General features: G+C 65.0%; 22 protein-coding genes. 7 read left to right on the forward strand and 15 right to left on the reverse strand.

Features of this window, described 5'->3' with window-relative positions; all coding sequences use genetic code 11:
- The first annotated feature begins 44 nt into the window (after window positions 1-44).
- On the forward strand, window positions 45-980 hold the full coding sequence (locus BIO17B3_RS04445) for an alpha/beta hydrolase (protein WP_156053180.1): 936 nt from the start codon (window positions 45-47) through the stop codon (window positions 978-980).
- Window positions 981-991: 11 nt separating this feature from the next.
- On the opposite strand, the gene BIO17B3_RS04450 is transcribed toward BIO17B3_RS04445, so the two are convergent.
- From BIO17B3_RS04450 to BIO17B3_RS04470, 5 genes are all read right to left on the reverse strand, one after another.
- Window positions 992-2197 carry a bifunctional diguanylate cyclase/phosphodiesterase gene (locus tag BIO17B3_RS04450; RefSeq protein ID WP_232054181.1) on the reverse strand — a complete coding sequence of 402 codons (1206 nt, stop codon included), beginning with the start codon at window positions 2195-2197 and terminating at the stop codon, window positions 992-994.
- The gene (locus tag BIO17B3_RS04455; protein WP_370512643.1) at window positions 2181-3266 is read right to left on the reverse strand and encodes an IS630 family transposase; all 1086 of its coding nucleotides are present in this window, start codon (window positions 3264-3266) and stop codon (window positions 2181-2183) included. Before BIO17B3_RS04455 ends, BIO17B3_RS04450 begins: the two co-directional genes overlap by 17 nt.
- Before the next feature lie 61 nt (window positions 3267-3327).
- Entirely contained in the window at window positions 3328-4500 is a 1173-nt protein-coding gene (locus tag BIO17B3_RS04460; protein WP_232054182.1) for a hypothetical protein, read from the reverse strand.
- 235 nt (window positions 4501-4735) lie between these two features.
- A complete protein-coding gene (locus tag BIO17B3_RS04465) occupies window positions 4736-6421 on the reverse strand; it encodes an electron transfer flavoprotein-ubiquinone oxidoreductase (RefSeq protein ID WP_156053182.1) in 1686 nt (561 codons plus the stop codon).
- Window positions 6422-6512: 91 nt separating this feature from the next.
- Window positions 6513-7199 (reverse strand): hemolysin III family protein, encoded by a 687-nt coding sequence (locus BIO17B3_RS04470; protein WP_156053183.1) that lies wholly within the window; start codon window positions 7197-7199, stop codon window positions 6513-6515.
- A gap of 155 nt (window positions 7200-7354) precedes the next feature.
- Here BIO17B3_RS04470 and BIO17B3_RS04475 point away from each other — a divergent pair, with 155 nt between their 5' ends.
- Together BIO17B3_RS04475 and BIO17B3_RS04480 are read left to right on the forward strand one after the other, a co-directional pair.
- Window positions 7355-8596 (forward strand): MFS transporter, encoded by a 1242-nt coding sequence (locus BIO17B3_RS04475; RefSeq protein ID WP_156053184.1) that lies wholly within the window; start codon window positions 7355-7357, stop codon window positions 8594-8596.
- Between the two features lie 166 nt (window positions 8597-8762).
- Entirely contained in the window at window positions 8763-9179 is a 417-nt protein-coding gene (locus BIO17B3_RS04480; protein ID WP_156053185.1) for a hypothetical protein, read from the forward strand.
- Between the two features lie 45 nt (window positions 9180-9224).
- Here the strand turns inward: BIO17B3_RS04480 and BIO17B3_RS04485 are convergent, their stop codons facing one another.
- From BIO17B3_RS04485 to BIO17B3_RS04495, 3 genes are all read right to left on the reverse strand, one after another.
- A complete protein-coding gene (locus tag BIO17B3_RS04485; protein WP_156053186.1) occupies window positions 9225-9821 on the reverse strand; it encodes a DUF3365 domain-containing protein in 597 nt (198 codons plus the stop codon).
- A gap of 183 nt (window positions 9822-10004) precedes the next feature.
- Window positions 10005-10784 carry a 2OG-Fe dioxygenase family protein gene (locus BIO17B3_RS04490; RefSeq protein ID WP_155816318.1) on the reverse strand — a complete coding sequence of 260 codons (780 nt, stop codon included), beginning with the start codon at window positions 10782-10784 and terminating at the stop codon, window positions 10005-10007.
- Window positions 10784-12553, reverse strand: a complete 1770-nt coding sequence (locus BIO17B3_RS04495; protein WP_156053187.1) for a glutamine--tRNA ligase/YqeY domain fusion protein — start codon at window positions 12551-12553, stop codon at window positions 10784-10786. Before BIO17B3_RS04495 ends, BIO17B3_RS04490 begins: the two co-directional genes overlap by 1 nt.
- A 203-nt stretch (window positions 12554-12756) precedes the next feature.
- Here BIO17B3_RS04495 and BIO17B3_RS04500 point away from each other — a divergent pair, with 203 nt between their 5' ends.
- Window positions 12757-13143, forward strand: coding sequence for a hypothetical protein (locus tag BIO17B3_RS04500; protein ID WP_013105175.1), 387 nt, complete (start codon window positions 12757-12759; stop codon window positions 13141-13143).
- Window positions 13144-13154: 11 nt separating this feature from the next.
- On the opposite strand, the gene BIO17B3_RS04505 is transcribed toward BIO17B3_RS04500, so the two are convergent.
- Complete coding sequence (locus tag BIO17B3_RS04505) at window positions 13155-14669, reverse strand: helicase HerA-like C-terminal domain-containing protein (protein WP_156053188.1); 1515 nt, start codon at window positions 14667-14669, stop codon at window positions 13155-13157.
- Between the two features lie 134 nt (window positions 14670-14803).
- Here BIO17B3_RS04505 and BIO17B3_RS04510 point away from each other — a divergent pair, with 134 nt between their 5' ends.
- Window positions 14804-15526, forward strand: a complete 723-nt coding sequence (locus tag BIO17B3_RS04510) for a YebC/PmpR family DNA-binding transcriptional regulator (RefSeq protein ID WP_013105173.1) — start codon at window positions 14804-14806, stop codon at window positions 15524-15526.
- Between the two features lie 15 nt (window positions 15527-15541).
- The gene (gene purD, locus BIO17B3_RS04515) at window positions 15542-16825 is read left to right on the forward strand and encodes a phosphoribosylamine--glycine ligase (RefSeq protein ID WP_156053189.1); all 1284 of its coding nucleotides are present in this window, start codon (window positions 15542-15544) and stop codon (window positions 16823-16825) included.
- Here purD and BIO17B3_RS04520 read toward each other — a convergent pair.
- From BIO17B3_RS04520 to BIO17B3_RS04540, 5 genes are all read right to left on the reverse strand, one after another.
- Window positions 16815-17768 (reverse strand): 1-phosphofructokinase family hexose kinase, encoded by a 954-nt coding sequence (locus tag BIO17B3_RS04520; protein WP_156053190.1) that lies wholly within the window; start codon window positions 17766-17768, stop codon window positions 16815-16817. The two genes, purD and BIO17B3_RS04520, sit on opposite strands and share 11 nt — an antisense overlap.
- 23 nt (window positions 17769-17791) lie before the next feature.
- Window positions 17792-21421: a hydantoinase B/oxoprolinase family protein gene (locus BIO17B3_RS04525; RefSeq protein WP_156053191.1), complete on the reverse strand. Its 3630-nt coding sequence runs from the start codon at window positions 21419-21421 to the stop codon at window positions 17792-17794.
- A 9-nt stretch (window positions 21422-21430) separates the two neighbouring features.
- Window positions 21431-22522 (reverse strand): iron-sulfur cluster carrier protein ApbC, encoded by a 1092-nt coding sequence (gene apbC / locus BIO17B3_RS04530; protein WP_156053192.1) that lies wholly within the window; start codon window positions 22520-22522, stop codon window positions 21431-21433.
- A 586-nt stretch (window positions 22523-23108) separates the two neighbouring features.
- The gene (gene pdxA, locus BIO17B3_RS04535) at window positions 23109-24161 is read right to left on the reverse strand and encodes a 4-hydroxythreonine-4-phosphate dehydrogenase PdxA (RefSeq protein WP_255421396.1); all 1053 of its coding nucleotides are present in this window, start codon (window positions 24159-24161) and stop codon (window positions 23109-23111) included.
- Window positions 24130-24873, reverse strand: a complete 744-nt coding sequence (locus BIO17B3_RS04540; protein ID WP_156053193.1) for a Nif3-like dinuclear metal center hexameric protein — start codon at window positions 24871-24873, stop codon at window positions 24130-24132. The genes pdxA and BIO17B3_RS04540 overlap by 32 nt, the downstream gene beginning before the upstream one ends.
- Window positions 24874-24936: 63 nt before the next feature.
- Here BIO17B3_RS04540 and BIO17B3_RS04545 point away from each other — a divergent pair, with 63 nt between their 5' ends.
- Entirely contained in the window at window positions 24937-26118 is a 1182-nt protein-coding gene (locus BIO17B3_RS04545; RefSeq protein WP_156053195.1) for a S1C family serine protease, read from the forward strand.
- 18 nt (window positions 26119-26136) lie between these two features.
- Here BIO17B3_RS04545 and tatC read toward each other — a convergent pair whose 3' ends face one another.
- Window positions 26137-26940, reverse strand: coding sequence for a twin-arginine translocase subunit TatC (gene tatC / locus BIO17B3_RS04550; RefSeq protein WP_013105164.1), 804 nt, complete (start codon window positions 26938-26940; stop codon window positions 26137-26139).
- Between the last annotated feature and the right edge of the window lie 50 nt (window positions 26941-26990).

Here is a 26990-nt window from a genome sequence, read left to right on the forward strand (position 1 = left end):
ACCGATGCCGCAGCGGCCCACCCCGCCCCTACACTGCGCAGTCCATGTCGCGCTCCAAACTCGTCTCTGCTCTCCTGCCCACGGTGCTGCCGTGGATGACCACGCCGCCGCTGCGGCCGCTGCTCAACTGGGGGCTGCGCCGCAGCCTGCGTGCGCCGCGCCTGGCGCACACCCGCAGCCCGGCCGACTTCGGCCTGGCGTTTGCCACCGTGCGCATCCCCACCGCCATCGGCAAAACCCTGCATGCCTGGCATCTGCCCGCACCGCAAGCCGCGCCGCGGCCCTCGCCCGCCCTCGTCATCGTGCATGGCTGGGGCAGCAATGCCGACCTCATGCTGCCACTGGCCCCCGCGCTGCATGCCGCCGGGCTTGCGCTGCTGTTCATCGACACCCGCTGCCACGGCGCCAGCGATGACGAGCCCTTCACCTCGCTGCCGCGCTTCGCCGAAGACACGGTGCACGCGGTGGACTGGTTGGCCGCCCAACCCGACATCGACCCAAGCCGCATCGCCCTGCTCGGCCATTCCGTCGGCGCGGGCGCGGTGCTTTTGGCGGCCACCTGGCGGCCGCAAATCGCCGCCGTCGTCAGCCTGGCCGCCTTTGCCCACCCCGCCGACATGATGCAGCGCTGGATGGCCGAACAAAACCTGCCAGATGCCGTCATCGGCCCCTACATCCTGCAGTATGTGCAGCGCACCATCGGCTATCGCTTCGACGCCATCGCCCCGCTCACCACCCTGCCGCAACTGCGCTGCCCCGTGCTGCTGATGCACGGCGAGCACGACACCACGGTGCCGGTGGAAGATGCGCACCGACTGCAGGCCGCTGCCGCAGCGCGCGACAGCGTGCAACTGCACATCGGCCCTGGCGGGCATGATTCGATGGACGCTTTTCTCGAGCAAATGCCCCAGGTCATCGGCTTCCTGAATCAGGTCAACAGCGCACCGTCAGATCTGGCAAACCGCATCGCCACGGACTAGGGTTGCGGCTGCTACGCCTCGATCTCCGGCCGTCCCCAGTAGTAGCCCTGTGCCCAGTCCACGCCGATGCGGCGCATGACTTCGGCGGTGGCCTCGTCTTCGATGCCTTCGGCGATGGTCAGGATGCCCAGCTCGTGCGCCATGCTGTTGATCGATCGCACCATGGCCTGCGCCCGCGCGCTGTGCGCGGCTTCGCGCACCAGCTCGGCCTCGATCTTGAGGTAGCTCACCGGCAGCTTGAGCACATAGAGATACGACGAGTAGCCGCTGCCGAAATCGTCCACCGCGAGCTGGAAACCAAAATCGATCAGCGGCTGCACCAGTTGGCGCACGGCCTCGGCATCTCCGATGAGTTGACGTTCGGTGATCTCGATGACCATGGGCTTGGCCTTGCCGGTCATATCCACCGCGCAAGTGCTGCAGAAATGCTGCGCCCGGTCGAGCAGTTGTTGCACATCTTCCGGTCGACTCAGGAAGTCGGCAGAGCAGTTGATCATGTACTTCATCGGCGTGCCGGTCTGCTCCATGCGCTGGCTGCAGCGCGCCATGACCTGCTTGGACACACGCGAATCGATGCGGTGCTCCAGGCGCAGACGGTTGGCCACGTCGATGAACTGCCCGGCCGCAATCACATCGCCGTTCTCCGCAACCAGCCGCGCGAGGGCTTCAAACCCCATGATCTGCCCGTCGGCCAGGGATACCAGCGGCTGATAGGCCACGCGGATGCGGTCGTCCTCAATGGCGCGCTTGAGGGTGAAGCCCTGCAGGTAGTCCTGCGCCGACTTGCCCTCGAACTGCTTGACCCGGTTGCGCCCGCCGGCCTTGGCGTTGTAGAGCGCGGAGTCGCACTGCCCCAGCAACTCGGCCACGGTCAGCTGGCTGTCATGCTCCCAAGCGGATACCCCGAAACTCGCCGTCAGCCGCAATTCCGCGCCGCCCACGGACATGCGGGTATGCGAGATCAGCTCGCGCAGCTTCTCCGCCGTGGCGTGCGCGGTCTCGAGCGACGAATCGGGCAGCAGCACCAGAAACTCCTCGCCGCCCCAGCGCGCCACCTGGTCTTCCTTGCGCACCCTGGTTTGCAGCAGGTGCGCGACCTGCTGCAGCACGGCGTCGCCCGCGGCGTGGCCGAAGCCGTCGTTGATCAGCTTGAAGTGATCGAGGTCGAACAGCACCAACGCGTAACCGATGCCATGGTCTCTAGTGTAGTGTTCCATTCTGTTTGGAACTTAAGCGTCTATTCGCGCGAATGACCTTCTGCAGGATGTCGCGAGCGCTCTTGGTCCAGATGAACGGCTTGGGGTTGACGTTGTGATGTGCGACGTATTCGTCGATGGCAGCCACGAGTTCGGGCACGCTGGTGAACACCCCGCGGCGCAGCCGCTCGGTGGTGATGTCGCGGAAGAATCTCTCGACCATGTTCAGCCACGACGCAGAGGTGGGCGTGAAGTGCATGTTGAACCTGGGGTGCTTGGCCAGCCACTCCTGCACAGCCGGGTGCTTGTGTGTGGCGTAGTTGTCGGCGATCAGATGCAGCGTCTTGTCCTTGGGCGTCTCGCGGTCGATCTGGCGCAAGAACTTCAACCATTCAACGTGGGTATGGTGCTGCTGGCACTGGCCGATGACCTGGCCGTCAAGCACGTTGAGTGCGGCAAACAGCGTGGTCGTGCCATTGCGCTTGTAGTCGTGCGTCATGGTGGCCGCACGGCCCCTCTTCATGGGCAAGCCCGGCTGCGTGCGGTCCAGCGCCTGGACCTGGCTCTTCTCGTCACAGCACAGCACCAGCGCATGCTCGGGCGGGGACATGTACAGCCCCACGATGTCTTCGAGCTTCTCGACGAATTTCGGATCGCGCGAGACCTTGAAGCCACGCACGATATGAGGCTTCAGACCGTGCGCCTGCCAATGCCGCATGACAGTGCTCGCACTGACGCCCAGAACCTCACCCATCTTGCGTGTGCTCCAGTGCGTGGCGGTCTCGGGCGTGCTTTGCGTGGTCAGCTCCACCAGCTTGGCTGCGTCCACCTTGACCGGCGGCGCGCCACGTGGCAGGTCGCGCTCGATGCCTTGCAGCCCCGCTTGCAGATAGCGCTCGCGCCAGCGCGCGACCTGCACGCGACCGATACCAAGCTGCTCGGCGATCTCCTTGTTCTGAACGCCCTTGGCGGCCAGCAGCACGATGCGCGCGCGCTGCGCCAGTCGCACGCTGGTGCGCTTGGAACGCGCCAGCCGCGTCAGCTCGCTTTCCTGCTCGGTGGTCAATTCAATCGCCGGGGCAACGCGCACTTGCTCTCTCCAATGCAAACCGTAGTAAAACATTGGAGACAAGCAACTCAATTAAGTTCACTCAAGAATCAAACACTACACTAGCGCGATCATGGGCGCGCTGCAGGTATTCGCCCATGCCGCGGCGGTTGAGCAGCCCGGTGAGGCTGTCCTGATTGGCCAGGCGGTACATGATTTCGGACCGATCGCGCAGTTGCGCGCTGTCGCGCTCGGCTTGTTTGCGCACCAGCCGATAGGCCAGCGTGAGCACCGCCAACCACAGCGCCAGAATAGTCAGCGCAGGCCAGTAGGCGCGCCAGAAATCACGCCAGATCAAAGCGCGCGGCACGGTCATGTTCACCAGCACGTCGTAGTGCGGCAGGCGCACCCAGGCGCCCAGGCGGGGAATGTCGTCCGAGTCCACCCGGCCGCTGAACACGCCGGAGGTGGCGCCATCCGGCGCATGCCGCGCGGCACGGGCCAGTTCTCCCTGCCGCTTGGCGCTGTAAAAGCGCGGCAAATCGTCCGTCTTGGGCGCGGGCCAGCGCGCGAGCAGGTAGCCATCTACGCGCATCAGCGCGATCGACATGCCCGGCATGGCATATTCCGCAGCCGCTACGGAACGCCGCCAGCGCTCGAGAAAGTCATTGAGCTCCACGGGCACCGCAATCAGCAACTGCGGCTGCCCCGCGGCGTTTTTCACGATCAGGCGCAGAGGAATCACCCAGCGATGCAGCATGGGGCCATACACCGCCTTGCCCACCTCCAGGCCCCCTGTGCGCCCCGCCTGCTGGATGCCCGGCCAGATGTCGGGCATGTTGCGGAAATTGGGCAAGCGCCTCTGTCCGGGCAGGGTCGTGGCAAACATCTGGCCATCGGCCATGGACAAATTGATCGACAAGGCCTGATCCGGCCCGAGCAGGGCGCGATAGCGCTGCAACAGCGGCTGGAGCTGATCGGGTGCGGCCAGCAATTCAGGACGCGTCAGCAGATCGTTGCCCAGCGCGGACATGACCGATTCATAGCGGTCGAGATAGGCCGAGGTGGCGTCCGCGAGAAACGCCGTTTCCACCCGCAGGGTGCTGCGCAGCGTGTCGTCCTGTCGCTGCCAGTTGATCCAGGCCAGCCAGGCCGCGAAAACCAAGGTGAGCCCGACCAGACCCCAATAGCCGCGACGCAGTCGGCGCGGCATGGCCGCGGCGCCTTGCGGCGCAAGCGTCTGGGCGGGGGAAAACAGCGGGGCGGAACCAGGCATGCAGCAAAAAATCTCGTACCGGTATCCCGCACGATGCTGTGCGATCTGCGCCGGTTTTTTTTAAGTTGGGCGCAGTGTAAATGCGCCTTGTCTGAAGAGCCCGTCGATTACTTCACACTTTGGCGGCCACCCCCGCGAACGCGCGTGATCCGCGCGTGATCCATCTGGCCGCTGCGCCCTGCGTCGGCAGATCGAGCCCGGGTGCACCGATAGCGATCTGCAGCGTTGACAGGCCCTACATGCCCACGTAGTTCGGCCCGCCCCCGCCTTCGGGCGCAACCCAGACGATGTTCTGCGTCGGGTCTTTGATGTCGCAGGTCTTGCAGTGCACGCAGTTCTGCGCGTTGATCTGCAATTTGTCGCAGCCGTCCGGGCCCTTGACGAATTCGTACACCCCGGCCGGGCAGTAGCGGGTCTCCGGCCCGGCATAGGTCTTGAGGTTGACCTGCACCGGCACCGACACGTCCTTGATAGTCAGATGGGGCGGCTGATTCTCCTCGTGATTGGTGTTGCTCAAATAGACCGAACTCAGCCGGTCGAAAGTGAGCACGCCGTCGGGCTTCGGATAGTCGATACGCGGGCAGTCGGCGGCCGGCTTGAGCATGGCGTGGTCGGGCACATGGTGATGCACCGTCCACGGCGGCGACTTGATGCCGATGCGCGGCAGAAACCAGCGCTCGATGCCGGTCATCAGCGTGCCCACCAGTCGGCCCTTCTTGAACCACTGCTTGAAGTTGCGCGCGGTCTTGAGTTCGGCATGCAGCCATGACTGCTCGAACGCCGCGGGATAGGCGCTGAGTTCGTCCTGCGCGCGTCCTGCAGCCAGCGCATCGGCGATGGCCTGCGCCGCCATCATGCCGGTCTTGATCGCCGCATGACTGCCCTTGATGCGCGAGGCGTTGAGAAACCCCGCTTCGCACCCCACCAGGCAGCCGCCGGGAAACACCAGCTTGGGCAAGCTCAGCAGCCCGCCGGCCGTGATGGTGCGTGCGCCGTAGCCCAGACGCTTGGCGCCGTCGAACAAGCCGCGAATTGCCGGATGGGTCTTGAGCCGCTGAAATTCCTCGAACGGACTCATCCACGGATTGGTGTAGTCCAGCCCGACCACAAAGCCGATGGCCACCTTGCGGTCTTCGAGGTGGTAGATAAACCCGCCGCCGTAAGTCTTGGGATCGAGCGGCCAGCCCGCGGTGTGCAGCACTAGCCCAGGCTGGTGTTTGTCGGCGGCGACTTCCCACAGCTCCTTGATGCCAATGCCGTAGCTTTGCGGATCGCGCCCGGCGTCGAGCTTGAAATGCGCGATCAACTCGCGGCCCAGCTGACCGCGCGAGCCTTCGGCGAACACCGTGTACTTGGCCCGCAATTCCATGCCCAGCGCGAAATGATCGGTCGGCTCGCCGTCCTTGCCCAGCCCCTGGTTGCCTGTGGCCACGCCGCAAACACGGCCCTGCTCGTCATAGAGCACCTCGGCCGCGGCGAAGCCGGGGAAAATCTCCACGCCCAACGCTTCAGCCTGCTGCGCCATCCAGCGCACCAGATTGCCCAGGCTGATGACGTAGTTGCCGTGATTCTTGAAACAGTCGGGCAGAAAAGCCGCGGGCGCGGGCTTGGCGTTGGCGTCGCTCAGGAACAAAAACTGATCCGCCGTGACCGGCTGATTCAGCGGCGCGCCCATCGCCTTCCAGTCAGGGAACAGTTCGGTCAGCGCGCCGGGATCCATGATGGCCCCGGACAGAATGTGCGCCCCCGGCTCGGAACCTTTTTCCAGCACGCAGACCGAGATCTCGCGCCCGGCCTGCTGCGCCAACTGTTTGAGATGGATGGCCGTAGCCAGTCCGCCAGGGCCGGCCCCGACGACGACGACGTCGTAATCCATGGCCTCGCGCGGGCCGAATTTTTCCAAGAGTTGATGCGGGGTCATCGCGGTCTCCACGGTCAGGCTGTTTTGAGCAGCATTTTAGGCACGGCGCCACAAAAAAAGAACGGTCGTTCTATTTTATGACGACGGCATTTCAGACAGCGTAATAGAGCACCGCGAAAAAATGACAAACGGTCCCGGCGAGCACGAACAGGTGCCAGACGAAGTGCGCGTAGCGCCAACGTTCGTCGAACACAAAAAACACCACCCCCAGGGTGTAAGACACGCCGCCCGCCACCAGCCAGAACAGCCCCATCGGCGCGATGCGCTCGGCCAGCGGCACTATGGCGATCAGTACCACCCAACCCATGCCCAGATAGAGTGCTGTGGACAGGTGCGGAAAGCGCACCCCGGCAAACGCCTTGAGCAGCAGCCCCATCGCCGCCAGCCCCCAGACCACGCCGAACAAGGTCCACCCCCATCCCCCGCGCAATACGCCCAGGGTGAATGGGGTGTAGGTGCCGGCGATCAACAGGTAAATGGCCGCATGGTCCAGTCGCTGAAACACTGCCTTGAGCCGCGGCTGCGGCAGGGCGTGGTACAGAGTGGAGGCGAGATAGAGCAGGATGGCGCTGGCGCCGAAAATCGTTGTCCCCACCACGCTGGCCACCGGCTGGTGCTCAACCGCATGAACGATGAGCACGGGCAGCGCAGCAATGGACAGCAACAGCCCGAGCCCGTGGCTGATGCTGTTGGCGATCTCTTCGCCCAGACTCTGCGATCGCAGAGCGGCGATGTCGGTTGCGCCCTCGGTTGCGCGTTCAGTTGCGATTTGTGCCATGCAGCAAATATTAAGCCGCTCCCTGAATTCGCGCACCCGACAGGCTCCTGGAAAATTCCCTGCCTGTGCAAATATCTCCCTGCCGCACTATCCTTGCGCTCACGCAAATTAAGGCTATTTTTGTGTTTTCCCGCACTCCCACAAAGATCCAGACCGTGAGTTCCACCCCCACCACCGCTGCACTCGCCCCGGCTGACAACGCCCCGGCGGAGCAGACCCGCTTTCGCATCCTCGGCGCGATCAGCTTTTCGCATTTCCTCAACGACATGATCCAGTCGTTGATTCTGGCGATCTATCCGCTGTTCAAAACCGATTTCCATCTGAATTTCGCCCAGATCGGTCTGATCACCCTCACCTATCAATTCACCGCCTCGCTGCTGCAGCCGCTGGTGGGCTACTACACCGACAAATATCCCAAGCCCTACTCGCTGGCTGTGGGCATGGGCTGCACCCTGGCCGGGCTGCTGACGCTGTCGGTGGCGCCCACCTTCCCCATCCTGCTGCTGGCCGCGGCCATGGTGGGCACCGGCTCCTCGATCTTCCACCCGGAGTCGTCGCGCGTGGCCCGCATGGCCTCGGGCGGACGCCACGGTCTGGCGCAGTCCATCTTCCAGGTGGGGGGCAATGCGGGCACCGCCACCGGGCCGCTGCTGGCCGCGTGGATCGTGCTGCCGCATGGGCAAAAAAGCGTGGCCTGGTTTTCGCTGGCCGCCCTGCTGGCCATCGTCGTGCTCATCGGCGTGGGTCGCTGGTACAGCCACCAGCACCGCCTGCCGAAGAAGCCCTTCGCCATCAAGCATTCACCGGTTCCGCCGTATCTGGTGCGCCGCACGCTGGCGGTGCTGCTGGCGCTGATCTTCTCCAAGTTTTTCTATTTGGCGAGCATCAACAGTTATCTCATTTTTTATCTGATGCACAAATTCCACGTCAGCACGGAAATCGGACAGTACCACCTGTTTGTTTTCCTCGCCTCGGTCGCTGCGGGAACGCTGATGGGCGGCCCGATCGGCGACCGGGTCGGCCGCAAGGCGGTGATCTGGGTGTCCATCCTCGGCGTGGCGCCCTTCACCCTAATGCTGCCTTACGCCAGTCTGGAGATGTCGGCGGTGCTCAGCGCCATCATCGGTTTCATGCTGGCCTCGGCATTTCCGTCGATGGTGGTCTATGCGCAGGAGCTCATTCCCGGCAAGGTCGGCACCGTGGCCGGGCTGTTCTTCGGCTTGGCGTTTGGCTTGGGCGGCATCGGCGCGGCGGTGCTGGGTCAGTTGGCCGATATGTGGGGCATCGACGCGGTGTACAAAATCTGCTCCTTCCTGCCGCTTATCGGACTCTTGGCCGTGTTTCTGCCCAATCTGCATCAACCCAAGGCAGCGCCGCCCAAACCCGCAGCCGCCTGACGGCGTTTCAGCCAAACCCGGGGCCAAACCCCGCCCCGGCGGGGTTTTTTCATGGCCGCAGAAAAATGAAACGAGGCTGAAGGGCTGCCGCCCACGGGCGAACCCGGCCCACCGGGCAAGGTCTATTTCAGGGGGTGTTCACGCAAGTCTTGAAAGGATCATCATCATGTCCATCTCGTATCAAGCCCTGCGCCGGGGCGCACTGATCGGCGCTTTAGTGGGCGTGTCGGCGGCTGGCTTGCTCAGCCCCACTCTGAGCCAGGCTGCGGAGGTTCACCACGCGGGAGATATCTCTTACCTCTGCGGCGGCGTGGGCCAAGGCAGCCTGAAAGCGCTGCAGGCGCGAGCGCCCGAATTCAATCTCGGCTTCTGGATGGTGGAAGGGCCGCAAGGGGCCTATCTGGCCGATGTGCCGATCCATGTCATGCAGCACGGCAAGACCGTGGCCCAGTTCACCGCTGGCGGCCCTTTGTGCTATCTCAAAGCGCCTGCGGGTCGGTACACCATCGTCGGGCTGCACAAACAGCAGGAACGCAAAATCGAGATGCAGACCGGAAACAAAAACGCCTACCTGCGCTGGTGAGGCGCGGGCAGGCGTTGTGCCGTTGTGCCCTGCTTCTGCGGTTGATTACAGCGGGCGGCTGATGACTACGGCGCCGCGCAGCTGTCCCGGCGCGTAGCCAGTGGCCGCATCGTGCGGGTAGTCGGTCTTGAGTTTGTCGGCTACGCCGGGTGCGAGTTGCGCGGTGTTGCCGTGGCAAGCCAGGCATTGCGTTTGCAGCACGATGGCCTTGGCGTAATGCAGGGTGGGCTTGCCGTTCTCAGTCACCACTTCGCTCCATTCCAGGGTTTCGGGCTTGACGCCGGATTTCAGATCGGCGTTCAGGTGGCCCAGCGCCTTGTGCTGCCAGACGTTGGGTGTGCCCATGTCGATATTGCGCACTCGGGTGCCCACGCGGGTGATCTTCCAACCGGTCTTGTCGGCCAGACCCATGGCAATTTCGGGGGCGATGGTTTTGCAAACCGTGATCGAGCCCGCCGGGCCGTTTTCCTTCATGCTGGCCTGCAGCTTGCCGCTCAGGGTTTTGAGCAGCTCGCCGGTGACGGCGCGAGTGGCCTGCATCTGTTCGGGGCTTGCGGCCTGTTGCGCAAGAGCGGAAACCGGCACAGCTGCAACGGCCAGCGCAGCCATCAAGGGTGGCAAATGACGAGTCAAATGACGCATGAGCATCTCTCCAGAAAATCGCGTCCTGACGACTTGCCGGACACCTTGGCGAGATTATGTAACTAATTGTGTTTCAAGTCTGCCCTAGTTCGCGAGCTTGAGCTTCATATTGATCGAAATCAAACTCGCGACAGACGACCGTCTGACAGCGGCGACATGTCGCACTTTTTTGCAGTCCCAAACTCAGGTCTGCGGATCGAGGAAGCCCCCCGCGCGATAAGTCAGCACCAAGGTATCGCGCCAGCCGCCTCTGGTTTCGCCTGCGGGCAGGACGGGGGTACTTTCGTGAATCACGCGGGTGTCGTCCATCAGCAGCACGCTGCACGGCTCGGCCAGAGTGAAGCGCACGCCGCGTTGTCCGGCGAGCTCGAACACCCGGGTTTCGCCACCGCGAATGTCGTGCCGCGAGATCAGCACCACGGCCACAAAATCCACGCCGTCGCGGTGCGCCCCTTCCGGCGTCGGGCGGCCCACACCTTCGCGGGTATCGATGCGGAACTGGTGCGCTTCGATGAACCATTGCGGCGCCGGGCGCACCTGTGCGAACAGCCGCCCCAGACCGAGCAGCAAGGGCTGCCAGAACGGTGCCCGCTGCAGCTCGTCGGTCAAGGGTGCGAACCAGCGCAACATGCCGCCGTGCAGCGCGTTATAAGAGGTCGGCTGCCAATGCGCACGGTGCGGCGCGGTCTGAAGCTCCGCCTGCCCTGCGGCCGGCTGCCGGGTCTGAATGAAGCTGCCGTGACGCCGAAAGCGATAGTGCCCGCCGTCTTTGAGGTAATCGTCGGGCGGCAGGTCGTTCCACAAACCGAGGGCCGGCGCACAGCTCGCCAGGTCATAACCCGCCATGGCGGCCAGATCGGCGGCGCCCAGCACACAAAAACCTTGCTGCTGCAAGCGCGCCAGCGCGCTGCTGCCCGCGGGCATGGGCGCGCCAAAACTCAGGGTGTCATCGGGCGCCTGCATCACTTACCCCAACTGTCTCTGAGCGTCGTGGTGCGGTTGAACACCGGCTGCGCCGAGGAATGATCGACCCGGTCGGCGACAAAATAGCCGTGCCGCTCGAACTGAAACGAGGCTCCGGCAGGAGCTATGGCCAGCGCGGGCTCGATATAGGCCTGCACCGTCTGCTTGCTTTGCGGATTGAGCACAGCGAGAAAATCGCGGCCACCCGCGTCGGGATGCGCCTCGGTGAACAGGCGGTCGAACAGCCGCACCTGCGCGGCCACACCCAGACTGGCGCTCACCCAGGTGATCACGCCTTTGACCTTCACCGCGTCCGCCCCCGGCGTGCCGCTTTTGGTGTCGGGCAACAGTTCGGCCAGCACCTTGGTGACCCGCCCATCGGCATCTTTTTCACAGCCGGTGCAACGAATCACGTAGCCGTATTTCAGCCGTGCGAGGCCGCCGGGCGTGAGGCGGTGATAGCCCTTGGGCGGAACCTCCATGAAGTCTTCACGCTCGATCCAGACCTGCGCGGTGAGGTCGAACTGCCGCCGCCCCATCTCGGAGTGGCCGGGATGGACGGGCGCGCTGCAGGGCTCGGCGTGCGCCGCATTGCCGAACACCTCGGCCCAGTTGGTGAGTTCGAGCTTGAGGGGATCGAGCACGGCCATCGCACGCGGAGCGCGCGCATCGAGGTCATCGCGCAAAGCCTGTTCGAGCACGCTGTAGTCGATCCAGGAATCGGCCTTGCTCACGCCGATGCGGTCGGTGAACAGACGCAGGCTCTCAGGCGTGTAACCGCGCCGACGCAAGCCCACCAGCGTGGGCATGCGCGGGTCGTCCCAGCCGCCCACATGGCGCTCGGCCACGAGTTGCGCGAGCTTGCGCTTGCTCGTCACCACATAGGTGAGATTCAGGCGGGCGAATTCGTACTGGTGCGGCCGCGGACTGGCGACCAAGCCCAGCCGCACGAGATGATCGAGCAGCCAGTCGTAGAACGGCCGTTGATCCTCGAACTCCAGGGTGCACAGGCTGTGGCTGATGCATTCCATCGCGTCTTCGATCGGATGCGCGAAGGTGTACATCGGGTAAATGCACCAGGTGTCGCCCGTACGGTGATGGTGAGCGAAGCGGATGCGGTAAATCGCCGGATCGCGCAGATTGATATTGGGCGCGGCCATGTCGATCTTTGCGCGCAACACCATGCTGCCCTCCGGGTGCTGGCCCGCGCGCATTTCCTCGAAACGCCGCAGGTTTTCCTCGGGCGTACGGTTGCGCCAGGGGCTGTCCACACCCGGCTCGGTGAGCGTACCGCGGTTGCGGCGCATGTCGTCGGCGTTCTGCTCATCCACGTAAGCCAGACCGTGTTCGGTCAGCGCGCAGGCGCAGCGGTACATGAAATCGAAGTCGTCGCTGGCATAGAACAGATGCGAGACACCGCCCGCATTCCAGTCGAAGCCCAGCCAATGCACCGCATCGAGAATGGCATCGACGTACTCCTGGTCTTCTTTTTCGGGATTGGTGTCGTCGAAACGCAAATGGCAGACCCCGCCGAAATCCTGCGCCAGACCGAAGTTCAGGCAGATGCTCTTGGCGTGGCCGATGTGCAAATAGCCGTTGGGCTCGGGCGGAAAGCGGGTGCGGATGCGCGCCGGATCGGTCTGCCCCGCAGCATGTCCGGCAGCGTCGGCCGGATGACCGGCAAAGCGCCGGTTCGCATAAGTGCCTTGCGCCAGATCGCGCTCGATAATCTGACGCAGGAAGTTCGAAGGTTTGTCAACAGTTTCCATAGCCCCGCTATTTGAACAGGTCTGGAAAAGGCAGGACGCGGCTGTGTTGCAGTGCAAACAGGCGGCCCTGTCCTGCGCCGGGCTGAAAGGCAAAAATCTGCCCCGATTGAAGCGCGGGAAAAAACTTCACACGTGCTGTCGGCAAGCCGGAATGGCTCTCGTTACTCAAGCACCAACCACAAGATGTTCAGGAGGTTTCCATCATGTTCCGTCACATCGTTCTGGCCCTTGCGGGCAGCGCCGCACTCATTGCCGCACCGGCGGCGCATGCTGACCGGGTGTTTTGGTCGGTCAACGTCGGCGTTCCCGGGGTGGTGACCAATTTTTCGAATGCTTACCCGGTGTATCAGGCGCCGCCGGTGGTGTATGCACCGCCGCCGCCCATGCCGCCGGTCTATTTCGCCCCACCTCCGCCCCCGCCGCGCCCGGTGTACTACGGCTATGGTCAGGTTTACACCCCGGTGGCAGTCGCGCCGCCCTACTACTACGGCGCTCCGGTGCGCCGCTGGGACCGCGATCATTGGCGGCATGACCGCGGACACGGCTGGGGTCATCGCGACCACGACCGCGGCGATTGGGATCGCCGCTGATGACTCCATGCTCAGCGGCGCTTACTGCTCCCCAGCAGGCTGCCCAGCACGCCGCGGATGATTTCTCGGCCCACGGTGCTGCCGATGCTGCGCGCAGCCGACTTGGCCAGGGTTTCGAGCATGGAATCCTTGCGGCCCGAACCTCTGGCCAGACCGCCCAGGCCCTGCCCCAGCGAATCGAGCAGACCGCCGCCTGAACCGGTTGGCGCTCCGGCAGTTGGCGCGGGCGCGGTGGCTTCTGGCGCGGCTTGCACCCGACCTTTGAGCAGTTCGTAGGCCGATTCGCGGTCTACCGTTTTTTCATACACCCCCGCCACCAGCGAACCCTGCATCAGCGCCTTGCGTTCCTCGGGGCTGATCGGCCCGATACGGCTGCCCGGCGCCAGCATCCACACCCGCTCGGTCGGTGTAGGGCGACCCTTTTCGTCGAGCAGCGACACCAGCGCCTCGCCCACCGCGAGTTCGGTGATGGCCTGGGCCACGTCCAGACCCGGGTTGGGACGCATGGTGTCGGCCGCGGTTTTCACTGCCTTCTGGTCACGCGGGGTAAACGCGCGCAGCGCGTGCTGAATGCGGTTGCCCAGCTGGCCGAGCACGGTGTCGGGAATGTCCAACGGGTTCTGCGTGACGAAGAACACGCCCACGCCCTTGGAGCGGATGAGCCGCACGACCTGCTCGATTTTTTCCAGCAGCGGTTTGGGCGCATCGTTGAACAGCAGATGCGCCTCGTCGAAAAAGAACACCAGCTTGGGTTGATCGGGGTCGCCAATTTCGGGCAGACGCTCGAACAACTCGGACAACAACCACAGCAGAAAGGTCGCATACAGACGCGGCGCCTGATAGAGCTTGTCGGCGGCGAGGATGTTGACCATGCCGCGCCCATTGCCGTCGGTCTGCATCAGGTCGTCGATGTTGAGCATGGGCTCGCCGAAGAACTTGTCGGCGCCCTGGGTTTCAAGCTGCAGCAACCCGCGCTGAATGGCCCCCACGCTGGCCGCGCTGATATTGCCGTACTCGGTTGTGAAGCTCGCCGCGTTGTCGCCCACCTCCTGCAGCATGGCGCGCAGGTCTTTCATGTCGAGCAGCAGCAGGCCGTTGTCGTCGGCGATTTTGAACACCAGATTGAGCACGCCGGTCTGCGTCTCGTTGAGTTGCAGCAACCGCGCCAGCAGCAGCGGCCCCATGTCGGAAATGGTGGCGCGGATGGGATGGCCCTGCTCGCCGAACACGTCCCACAGCGTCACCGGGCAGGCGCCGAAAGTCGGCTCGGGCAGGCCGAGGGTCTTGAGGCGTTCGGCCAGCTTGGGGCTCAGACTGCCCGCTTGTGAAATTCCGGTCAGGTCGCCCTTCACATCGGCCATGAACACCGGCGTGCCGATGCGCGAAAACGCCTCGGCCAGCACCTGCAGACTCACGGTCTTGCCGGTGCCGGTCGCGCCGGTGATGAGGCCGTGGCGATTGGACAGGCGCGGCAACAAGTGGCATTGCCCCTTGCCGTGCTGGGCGATGAGGATGGGGTCGGACATGGCGGTAGCCTGGGTGTGAAGGGGGTCGGGCGGGAATCGGGCGTACGGCGCGAAAGTAGAATTCGCAGTCTATCAACGCCCTCGCTGCACGCTGTCACCCTGCCGCAGGGCATCCTCAGGAGCATCGCACCACCATGGCCGGACATTCCAAATGGGCCAATATCCAGCACCGCAAAGGCCGTCAGGACGAAAAACGCGGCAAGGTCTGGACCAAGATCATTCGTGAAATCTCGGCCGCAGCCCGTCTGGGCGGCGGCGACCCCAACGCCAATCCCCGACTGCGCCTGGCGGTCGACAAGGCCAAGGCGGCGAATATGCCCGCCGATACGGTGAAGAAAAACATCGACAAGGCCACCGGCGCGCTCGAAGGCGTGCATTACGAAGAAATTCGCTACGAAGGCTATGGCGTGGGCGGTGCGGCGATCATCATCGACTGCCTGACCGACAACCGCGTGCGCACCGTGGCCGAAGTGCGCCATGCGCTGTCCAAGAACGGCGGCAATCTGGGCACCGAGGGCTCCGTGGCCTTCCAGTTCAGGCATTGCGGCCAACTCGTGTTCGCGCCGGGCACCTCGGAAGACAAGGTGATGGAAGTGGCGCTGGAGGCTGGAGCGGACGACGTGATCACGGATGACGACGGCGCGATCGAAGTGCTCACTCCGCCGGCCCAGTTCGAGGCGGTGCGCGCCGCGCTCGAAGCCGCCGCGCTGCAGCCGGAACTCGCCGTCATCACCATGCGCGCCGACAACACGGTCGAGCTGGCGGGCGACGACGCCGAAAAGATGCAAAAACTCATCGACGCCCTGGAAGACCTTGACGATGTGCAAGAGGTCTATCACAACGCCGCCTTTGCCTAAACCACCGCATTCACCATGAAACTCCTCGTCATCGGCTCCGGCGGACGTGAACACGCCATCGCCTGGAAGCTGGCGCAGGCGCCGCGGATACAGAAGGTCTATGTCTCTCCCGGCAACGGCGGCACCGCGCTCGACTCCCGGCTGGAGAACCTGCAGGTGGCCAACGCCGAAGAGCTGGCCGCGTTCTGCGTGCGCGAAAAAATCGCCTACACCGTGGTCGGGCCCGAAGCGCCGCTGGCCGCAGGCATCGTCGATGGCTTTCGCGCCCGCGGGCTGAAAATTTTCGGTCCGACGCGCGCCGCCGCGCAGCTCGAAAGCTCCAAAGCCTTCTCCAAGCACTTCATGGCGCGGCACCACATTCCTACCGCCGCCTACGCCACTTTTGAAGACGCCGCGGCGGCCCATGCCTATGTGGACGAGCACGGCGCGCCCATCGTCGTCAAGGCTGATGGCCTGGCCGCAGGCAAGGGCGTGGTGGTGGCGCAGACTGCCGACGAAGCCCATGCCGCCATCGACGACATGCTGCAGGCCAACCGCTACGGCGTGCAGCACAACGCGGGCCGCGCACGCGTGGTCATCGAAGAGTTTTTGCAGGGTGAGGAAGCCAGTTTCATCGTCATGGTCGACGGCCTGCATGTGCTCGCACTGGCCTCCAGCCAGGATCACAAACGCCTGCTCGATGGCGACAACGGCCCCAACACCGGCGGCATGGGCGCCTACTCACCAGCGCCCGTAGTCACACCCGAAGTGCACGCGCGGGTGATGCGCGAAATCATCCTGCCCACCGTCAAGGGCATGGCGGCCGACGGCATTCCGTTCACCGGCTTTCTCTACGCCGGGCTGATGATCGACGCCCAGGGCCGCGCCAAGACGCTGGAATTCAACTGCCGCATGGGCGACCCGGAAACCCAGCCCATCATGGCCCGCCTCAAGAGCGACCTCTCGGTGGTGTTCGAGAAGGCCATCGCCGGGCAGCTCGATCAGGTGGAACTGGAGTGGGACCGCCGCACCGCCCTGGGCGTGGTGCTCGCCGCACATGGCTACCCTGAAAGCCCGCGCAAAGGCGATGCGATCACCGGCATCCCGCCCGAGGCGGCCGACTGCATCACCTTCCACGCAGGTACCACGCTTGACCCGCAGGGCGTGCTGCGCACCTCGGGCGGTCGGGTGCTGGCGGTCACCGCGCTGGGCGATTCGCCGCGCATCGCGCAGCAGCGCGCTTACGAGGCCATCCACACGATTCACTTCGACGGCATGCAATGCCGCCGCGACATCGGCTGGCGGGCCATCAAGCGATAAGCTGAACGTTGACCTGCGCCTGCAAGCCGGGCAAAGCGGCCGGATCGAACAATTCGGTGCCGGGTTGCTGAGAAGTGCCGCTGCCGCAGGCCAGGGCGAGACGCAGGGCATCGGCGGGTGTTGCATGGCGTGAAAGCGCGGCGACCAAACCGCCGACCATCGAATCGCCCGCGCCGACGGTGGACACCACCACCACCTCGGGCGCGTGGCCGATATAGGTCTCGGCGCCCACCAGCACCGCGCCTTCGCCGCCCAGAGAGACACAGACCCACTCCACGCCTTGCGCGTGCAGCACGCGGGCCTCGCGGATGACCTCATCCCGCGTGGGCAGGGGGTGGCCGACGAGCCGTTCGAGTTCGAAGCGATTGGGCTTGATGAGAAAGGGCCGGGCGGCCACGGCCTGCGCCAGAGCCTCGCCCTGCGCGTCCACCACGGGCTTTGCGCCTTGGGCGCGCAGGGCGGCGCACAACTCGGCGTAGTAGCCGGGCGGAACGCCAGGAGAACGCGAGCCGGTGAGCACAGCGTAGCCATTGCGGGCGAGTTCGAGCACTTCGGCGCTGATGCGGTCCAGCGTCGCGGCGTCGATCACCGGCCCGGTGGCGCTGACCTCGAACTGGGCACGCGGCTGGCGCTGCTGCAAGGTGGTGTTGATACGGGTTTCGCCGTCGATGCGCACCAGATGAGGATGGTCGATCTGCCCGCCGATCAGTCGCTCGAACAGCATGCCGATTTCGCCCGCCACGGTGGCGCAGGCCCATGCCGGAATGCGCAGCCTCTTGAGCGCGCGCGCCACGTTGATACCGTTGCCGCCGGGATCAAGCCGCGTGGCGGTGGCGTGGACTTTCTGGTCTTCGATCAGTTGCGGGATGTCGTAGCTCACGTCCACGCAGGGGTTGAGCGTGAGGGTAACGATGGGCGGCATGTCGGCTTGAACGGGGGTCATGCGGTTTCCTCTTTGCGATGCCCTCAACCATAACCGCCGCCGCCGGGCGTTTGGATGACGAACACATCTCCCGGCTGCATTTCTGCGCTGGCGCAAGCGGGCAGCGGCTCGACGCGGCCATCGGCGCGCTCGATCTGGTTGACGCCCACGGCGCCAGGGGCGCCGCCCGCCATGCCGAAGGCGGGCACGCGGCGGCCATTGGAGAGAATGCCCGCGGTCATCGGCTCTAGAAAGCGGATGCACCGCACCCCGCCGTCGCCACCGCGCCAGCGCCCGGCGCCGCCCGAACCGGTGCGGATGGCGAAGCTCTCCAAGCGGACGGGATAGCGCCATTCCAGCACTTCGGGATCGGTCAGGCGGGAGTTGGTCATATGGGTCTGCACCACGGAGGCGCCGTCGAAGCCGCCGGTCTGCTGGCCCTGGGCATCGAACACGCCTCCCGCGCAGGAGCCGCCCGCGATGGTCTCGTAATACTGATGCTGCGCGTTGCCGAAGGTGAAGTTGTTCATGGTGCACTGGCTCGCGGCCTGCACGCCCAGTGCGCCGAACAGCGCGTTGGTCACGCACATGCTGACCTCCACATTGCCTGCGACTACGGCGGCGGGCGGCCGCGGCGCCAGCATCGAGCCCTCGGGCACGATGAGGTGCAGGGGCTTGAGGCAACCGGCGTTGAGCGGAATGTCGTCGTCCACCAGGCAGCGAAACACGTACAGCACCGCCGCCACGGTAACAGCCTTGGGCGCGTTGAAATTGTCGGGCTGTTGCGGCGAGGTGCCGGTGAAGTCGATCTCGGCTTCGCGCCGCTCGCGGTTGACACGGATGCTCACGCAGATGCGTGCGCCGCTATCGAGCTCCAGGCTGAACGCGCCGTCATGCAGCGCGCCGATCACCCGGCGCACCGCGGCCTCGGCGTTGTCCTGCACATGCTGCATATAGGCGCGCACCACGTTCAGCCCATAGTCGGCCACGAGCTTGCGCAATTCGTATGCGCCGGTCTGGTTGGCCGCGATCTGCGCCTTGAGGTCGGCCAGGTTCTGCTGCGGATTGCGCGCTGGCCAGCGTCCGCCAGACAGCAGCGCCAGCACCTCGGCCTCGCGCAGGCGGCCTGCGTCCACCAGCTTGAAGTTGTCGATCACCACGCCTTCTTCAAGAATGCTGCACGAGAACGGCGGCATGGAGCCCGGCGTGATGCCGCCGATGTCGGCATGGTGGCCGCGAGAACCCACGTAGAACAGCACCTCGCTCCCTGCGGCGTCGAACACCGGCGTGACCACGGTGACATCGGGCAGATGCGTGCCGCCGTGATAGGGGTCGTTGAGCATGAACACATCGCCGGGCTGCATGCTGGCGCGGTTTTCGCGAATGACCGTCTGGATGCTCTCGCCCATCGACCCGAGATGCACCGGCACATGCGGCGCATTGGCGATGAGCTGGCCCTGCGCGTCGAAGAGCGCGCAAGAGAAGTCCAGTCGCTCCTTGATGTTGACCGACACGGCGGTGTTTTGCAGTTGCACCCCCATCTGCTCGGCGATGTGCATGAACTGGTTGTTGAACAGTTCCAGCCGCACCGGGTTGACCGCGGTGTCTTCATCGCGCGCGCGGGTCTGGGTAGCCTGCCGGTGCAATTCCACATGACCGGCCGCGGTGATGCGGGCACTCCAGCCGGGCTCGACGAGCAGGGTGGTGTGGGCATCAGCGAGCAACGCGGGGCCCTCGACATGCTGGCCCGGCTGGCACTCGGCGCGCCGCACCAGCACGGTGTCTTGCCAGCGGCCGTCGATGAACACGGGCAGCCGGGCGTGCGGCGGCATGGCGCCCGTCACTTCCGTCTGCAGCGCCTCGTGGTGCAGCGGTGCGCCGCCGCCCGCGGCCTCCACCGACAACGCCTCGACCACTAGGCCGCGTTCGGGCATGTGGTGGGCATAGCGCTGCAGATAGATGCGCTCGAATTCGGCCCGCATCGCCGCCGCGTCTTGCAACGCCACCGGCAGCGCGGTGTCGCTGCCCGCATAGCGCAACAGCACGCTGACCCGCAGACGGATGCTGCCCGCGTCCACGCCCTGCGCCTGCAGTTCCTGCCTAGCCTGCGCCGCCAGCGCGTCGCGCACATCGTGCAGGCGCGGCAGCAGATCGTCGTGCAGCGGCGCTTCCACACTGCGCTGCTGCATGGCGGTCTGCTCGGCCAGCCCCATGCCGTAGGCGGAGAGCACCCCGGCGTAGCGATGGATGAACACCCGCACCATGCCCAGCGCATCGGCCACGCTGCAGGCGTGCTGCGCCCCGGCGCCGCCAAAACATTGCAGGGCGTAGGGCGCCACGTCATAGCCGCGCGCCAGCGAAATGCGTTTGATCGCCCCGGCCATGGCCTGCACCGCAACGGCGAGATAGCCCTCGGCTACATCCTCCGGGGTTTGTGGCTGGCCGGTGTCGCGGGCGATGCGCGCGGTCAGTTCGGTGAAGCGCTCGCGCACCCCGTCGGCGTCCAGCGGGGCGTCGCCCCGCGGCCCGAACACGGATGGAAAATGCTCGGGGCGAATGCGGCCGAGCATCACATTCGCATCGGTGATGGTCAGCGGCCCACCGCGACGGTAGCTGGCCGGGCCGGGGTTCGCCCCGGCCGAATCGGGCCCCACGCGCAGCCGGGCGCCGTCGAAATGCAGAACGGAACTGCCCCCCGCCGCCACGGTATGGATGTGCAACATCGGCGCGCGCACCCGCACCCCGGCCACCTGGGTATCGAACACCCGCTCGAACTCGCCCGCGTAATGCGACACATCGGTCGAGGTGCCCCCCATGTCGAAGCCGATGACCTTGGCATGACCCGCCTGCTGCGCGGTGCGCGCCATACCGACGATGCCGCCTGCCGGGCCAGACAGAATCGCGTCCTTCCCATGAAAAGCATGCGCCTCGGTCAGCCCGCCGCTGGACTGCATGAACAGCAGCCGCACCCCCGGCATTTCGGCGGCCACCTGATCGACATAGCGCCGCAGAATGGGCGAGAGATAGGCGTCGACCACCGTGGTGTCGCCCCGCGAGACAAACTTCATCAGCGGGCTGGTCTGGTGAGAGGTGCTCACTTGCGTGAAGCCGACTTCGCGAGCAATGCGCGCCGCAGCAAGCTCATGCGCGGACTCGCGCCAGCCGTGCATGAACACAATCGACGCCGCACGCAGCCCAGCATCAAAGGCATCTTGCAAATCGCGCCGCAAGGCCTCGGCGTCGAGCGGCTGCAACACCGCGCCGTCCGCGCCCACGCGTTCCTGCGCCTCGATCACCCGGCTGTAAAGCAGCTCGGGCAACACGATGCGGCGGTCAAATAGTCTGGGACGGTTTTGGTACGCAATGCGCAGCGCATCGCGAAAGCCGCGCGTGGTCACCAGTACCAGCGGCTCGCCCTTGCGCTCCAGCAGCGCATTGGTCGCCACCGTCGTGCCCATGCGCACGCTCTCCACCTGCCCCGGCGTGATCAAAGCCCCCTGCGGCAACCCCAGCAGTTGGCGGATGCCCGCCACCGCCGCGTCGCGGTACTGCTCCGGGTTTTCCGACAGCAGCTTGTGCGCCACCAAACTTCCATCGGGCCGACGCGCGACGATATCGGTAAACGTGCCTCCGCGGTCGATCCAGAATTGCCAGCGATCGGTCGGGGCAAGCATGGCAGAGGTTCAGCTGTTCTGTACGCTGATGGTCGGGAACTTGGCGGTGTAGTCGCGGCCTTGCTGCGCCACTTTCACCGCTACGGCGCGGGCGATGGATTTGTAGCTCTGGGCGATGGCGCCCTCCGGGTCGGCCACCACGGTGGGACGGCCGCTGTCGGCCTGTTCGCGGATGCGGATATCGAGCGGGAGGCCGCCAAGATAGTCCACCTTGAAATCAAGGCTCATCTTTTCGCCGCCACCCGCGCCGAAGATGTGCTCGACATGACCGCAGTTGGAGCACACATGCATCGCCATGTTCTCGACGATGCCGAGAATGGGCACGCCCACCTTCTCGAACATCTTCAGGCCTTTGCGCGCATCGAGCAGAGCGATGTCTTGCGGCGTGGTGACGATGATGGCGCCGGTCAGCGGCACGCGCTGGCTCAGGGTCAGTTGAATGTCGCCGGTGCCCGGCGGCATGTCCACGATGAGGTAGTCGAGGTCTTGCCACGCGGTCTGGCGCAGCAGTTGTTCGAGGGCCTGCGTGGCCATGGGGCCGCGCCAGATCATGGGGTTGTCGGCTTCGATCAGAAAGCCGATGGACATGATCTGCACGCCGTAGTTTTCCAGCGGCTCCATGTTCTGGCCGTCGCGGCTTTGTGGCTGGCCGGAGACGCCCATCATCATGGGCTGGGACGGGCCGTAGATGTCAGCGTCAAGCAGGCCGACACGGGCACCCTCCGCCGCCAGCGCGAGCGCGAGGTTGGCCGCGGTGGTGCTCTTGCCCACCCCGCCTTTGCCCGAGGCCACCGCGATGATGTTCTTCACTTCCGGCAGGGGTTTGAGCCCGCGCTGCACCGCGTGCGACACCACCCGGCTGCGCACCGCCACCGAGACGTTCTGCACCCCCGGCACGGCGCGCAGCGCGGCGATGACTTGCTTTTGCAGATCGGCATGCAGGCTGCGCGCTGGGTAGCCGAGTTCAACTTCGAGCGACACGTCGCCGCCGTCCACGCGCAAGTTTTTGATGGCTTTTTCCGCGACCAGCGAAGCGCCGGTTTGCGGGTCTTGAAGGGTTTGCAGCGCGGCCTGAACCGCAGAATCGAGAGCTTGGGACATGGTCAAACTGATGGAGGGGTGCCGAGTTGTTCGTGCCGATGGAATTTTGAGCCACCGTGCCGATTCAATTTTGACCCGGGGTCTGAGGGCGACTGCTGGGCAGCCGGATGGCAATAAGTCTACGGTTTTTGCTCAGGGTTGGCTTTTGGTGGGCGGGTTTGGATCCTAGGAATCTGTCGGACTTGAGGATCGCGGGCTGCAAAATGGCGCTGCGGCGCCCTACGCCAGCGGCTTTTTGCCCCATAGCTGCGGCTATGGGGCGGCAAATCCGCCGCCACAGGGCATCCCCATCGCCATTTTTCGCCATCCGCGCCCCAAGCCCGACAGACTCCTTGAGGCAAGCTGCGTCGGGCGCGGCACAGAGCGTTGTGCTGGCGGAAATGCAACCGCCGGACCTTGCCAATCATGTCCATGGTGATCACTCCTGCGCCAGCGCCTAAAAAAGCAGCAGGGCAGGTGGAACACCCGAGTCAATTCTCGCTCGGGCCGACAGGCTCCTTTCAAGCTGCCGCAGGGCAGCTTGAAGCCGCGGGCCTCATCCCCCTCTCGGGAGCCAGACGTGAACGCGGCAGGGCTGGGGGCGCTCTCAGTGCAGTACGGCAAGATCGCGGGCCATGCGAATGGCCGCAATCAGGCTGGAGGGGTCGGCTTGGTCGCGGCCGACGATGTCGAACGCCGTACCGTGATCGGGGCTGGTCCGCACAAAGGGCAGTCCCAGCGTGACGTTTACGCCCTGCTCCACGCCAAGATACTTCACCGGAATCAGTCCCTGATCGTGATACATCGCCACCACGATGTCGAAGGCGCCCGGGTGCTCGGGCGGTGCGTGACGCGCGCGCATGAACACGGTATCAGGCGGGTAAGGCCCGCTGGCGGCAATGCCCTCGCTGCGCGCCTGAGCGATCGCCGGGGCGATGATCCGCTCTTCCTCGTCGCCGAACAGACCTGACTCGCCCGCATGCGGGTTCAGCCCGGCAACGGCGATGCGCGGCTGCTCCAGCCCCCAGCCACGGGCAGCCTGATGAGCGATGCGCAAAGTCTGCAAAACGGCTTCGGTCGTCACCGCATCGATGGCTTGCCGCAAGGCCATGTGCACAGTCACCAGCACGGTCTTGAGTTGCTCGTTGGCGAGCATCATGCGCACGGGTACGCCGCCAGCCATGTGCTGCAGGATTTCGGTATGCCCGGGAAAGTTCACGCCCGCGGCATGCAGCGCCGCTTTGTGGATGGGCGCCGTCACCACGGCGGCCACCCGACCCGCGAGGGCGTCTCGGGCCGCGGCTTCGATGCACGCGTAGGCCGCTGCACCCGCGCGGGCGTCCACCTGCCCGATGACGAGATCGGCAGGCAGCGCGACGATGGGCAGCACGGGAATGGCCCCGCGCGGAACCTTCTTCCACTCGGCCAGTTCGTCGAGTTCCACGATGGCCGGACGGCTGCTGTCGGGTGAAAACCGCAGGGTGCGCGCCGTACGGGCCAGCCAAGCCGCGTCGCCGTAAACCACGCACCCATTCGCCTCGCCTTGCGCAAAAGCCCGCACGAGGGTTTCGGGGCCGATGCCGCAGGGATCGCCCATAGTCAGGGCGATCGGGCGGCTGGGCGCGGATTCAGGCGGGGTTGTCGAGGTCGATGAAGACATGGTCGAGTCCGTAGTGAGCGGCCAGATGGTCGCCGAGTGCACGAATGCCGTCGCGCTCGGTGGCATGGTGGCCGCAGGCCAGATAAGTGATGCCCATTTCACGCGCGAAATGCGCCGTGGGTTCGGAAATTTCGCCGCTGACAAAGGTGCGTGCCCCCGCGGCCCAGGCGTCTTCGATCCAGTCCTGCGCGCCGCCGGTGCACCAGGCCAATGTCCCGACAGGCGCATCGCCCTCGCCCACTACCAGGGGCGTGCGCCCCAGATCGCGCGCAACGGCCTGCGCGAGTTGGCCGATGGTCGCTTGCGGCGCGCTGCCCAGACAGCCCAGTTGCTGTTTGCCGAAGCGGCCCTGTACCGACCAGCCCAGCCGCCGCGCCAGCATGACGTTGTTGCCGACTTCGCCATGCGCGTCGAGCGGCAGGTGATAGGCGAACAGGTTGAGATCGGCGGCGAGCAGCAGCCCCAGGCGCTTGCGCTTCTGGCGGATGATGCGTGGATCTTCTCCGCGCCAGAAATAGCCATGATGCACCAGCAGCGCATCGGCCCGCAGCGCGATGGCGCGCTCGATCAGCGCCAGGCTTGCCGTAACGCCGGTGACAATGCGCGCAATCTCTTCCCGACCCTCGACCTGCAGGCCGTTTGGGCAATAATCGGTAAAACGCGCGCAATCGAGATAAGTGTCGATTTCGCCCTGCAAATGGTCTCTGCGCATGGTGGCCTTGAAGCGTGATGACGCGCCGCCATGTGGGGAGACATCTCCTCACTCGGTCCCTGTATGCGACGCCTCTGGCTGCTATTTTCCCAGACTGTGACGATTGCGCTAGCCGCGCTGTTCGTCGTCTCCACACTCAAGCCGGAATGGGTGCGTTTCGGCACTCCGGATTCCACGCTGGCAAACGCGCCGGCTGTCGTCACCATTCAGGACGCCCCGGCCGCGCCTACCGCTGCGCCCGCTGCGGGAAGCTATAGCGCCGCAGCGCTCAAGGCCATGCCGGCCGTCGTCTCCATCACCACCTCGAAGGCTCCGCGCCGTCTGCCGGGCCGTGACCCTTGGCTGCGCCAGTTTCAGGGCAGCCGCCAGCCGACCGTCGGCCTCGGCTCGGGCGTGATCGTCAGCCCGGATGGCTACATCCTCACCAACAACCACGTCATCGAAGGCGCGGACCAGATCGAAGTCAAGCTGTCCGATGGACGCGAAGCCCGGGCCACCCTGGTCGGGCGCGATCCCGATACCGATCTCGCGGTGCTGCGCATCGGGCTGAACAAGCTACCGGTCATCACATTCGGCAGCGATGCCAACGCGCATGTGGGCGATGTGGTGCTGGCCATCGGCTATCCGTTCGGCGTGGGCCAGACGGTCACGCAGGGCATCATCAGCGCCCTGGGCCGCACCCAGCTGGGCATCAACACCTTCGAGAATTTCATCCAGACCGATGCCGCCATCAACCCCGGCAACTCCGGCGGCGCGCTGGTGGACGCGAACGGCAACCTCATTGGCATCAACACCGCCATCTTCTCGCGCAGCGGCGGCTCGCTGGGCATCGGCTTCGCCGTTCCGGTCTCGACGGCGCGCAATGTCATGCAGCAACTCATCAGCACCGGACAGGTGGTTCGCGGCTGGATCGGCGTCGAACCGCAGGACGTGACCGATCAGCTCGCGCGCACCCTGAATCTGCCGCATCCGGAAGGCGTGGTGATCATCGGCGTGCTGCGCAAAGGCCCGGCTGACGAGGCGGGCGTGCGCCCCGGCGATGTGGTGCTCGATGTGGCGGGCAAGCCGGTGGTCAATACCGGCCAACTGCTTAACGCCGTGGCGGCGCTCACGCCCGGAAGCGAAGCCGCGATTAAGGTGCTGCGCGGCGGCAAGGCCACCACGCTGCAGGTCCGCATCGGCACCCGTCCGCAGAACATCGGCCAGATGCCGCCCGCTGAAAACGGAGAAGGCGTGCTGCCCTGAGCTTGTTTAGCGTAGCGCTCAGGCTGCTGGCGACTGCGCGTCTTTCTCTTCGTCGGAAGGCGGCGCCGAGTACTTGACCAGATACTTCGCCGCGAGAATGCCGACCTCGAACAGCAGAATCATCGACAGCGCCAATGAAGTCTGCGACACCACATCCGGCGGCGTGACGATGGCCGCCACGATGAACGCCACCACGATGAAATAGCTGCGCCAGGATTTGAGCTGCTCAACCGTCACCAGACCGAAGCGCACCAGCACCATGAGCACCACCGGCACCTCGAACGCGGTGCCGAACGCCATGAACATGGTCAGCATGAAACTCAAGTACGCCTCGATGTCCGGGGCAGCGGTGATCACTTTCGGGGCGAACCCCTGAATGAAGGTGAACAACCGCCCGAACACGAAGAAGTAGCAAAACGCCACCCCCATGTAAAACAACAGCGTGCTGCTGATGATCAGCGGCATGACCAACCGCTTTTCATGGGTGTAGAGACCAGGCGCAACAAAGGCCCAGACCTGATAGAGCACTGCAGGCAAGGCGATCATGAACGCCACCAGCAGCGTGACCTTGATGGGCACCACAAAAGGTGAGATCACGCCAATGGCGATCATCGTCGAGCCCTTGGGCAGATGCGCGATGAGCGGTTGGGACAGCAGATCGAACAGACCCGAGGGGCCGGGGTAGATCGACAGCACAAGGAACACCACACCGATGGCCGCAATGGCGCGGATGAGTCGATTGCGCAGCTCGATCAGATGCGAGATGAACGGCTGCTCGGCCTCGGGGCTGTCCGGTGTCACTGTTTTCTTGGGGTCAGACACGGGCGATGCACTCGATTGCAAAGAGAGGATGGAACAAGCAGAAGGGGCGC

Origin of the sequence: Thiomonas sp. OC7 (assembly GCF_900634595.1) — a bacterium.
GTDB classification, from domain to species: Bacteria; Pseudomonadota; Gammaproteobacteria; order Burkholderiales; family Burkholderiaceae_C; genus Thiomonas; species Thiomonas arsenitoxydans.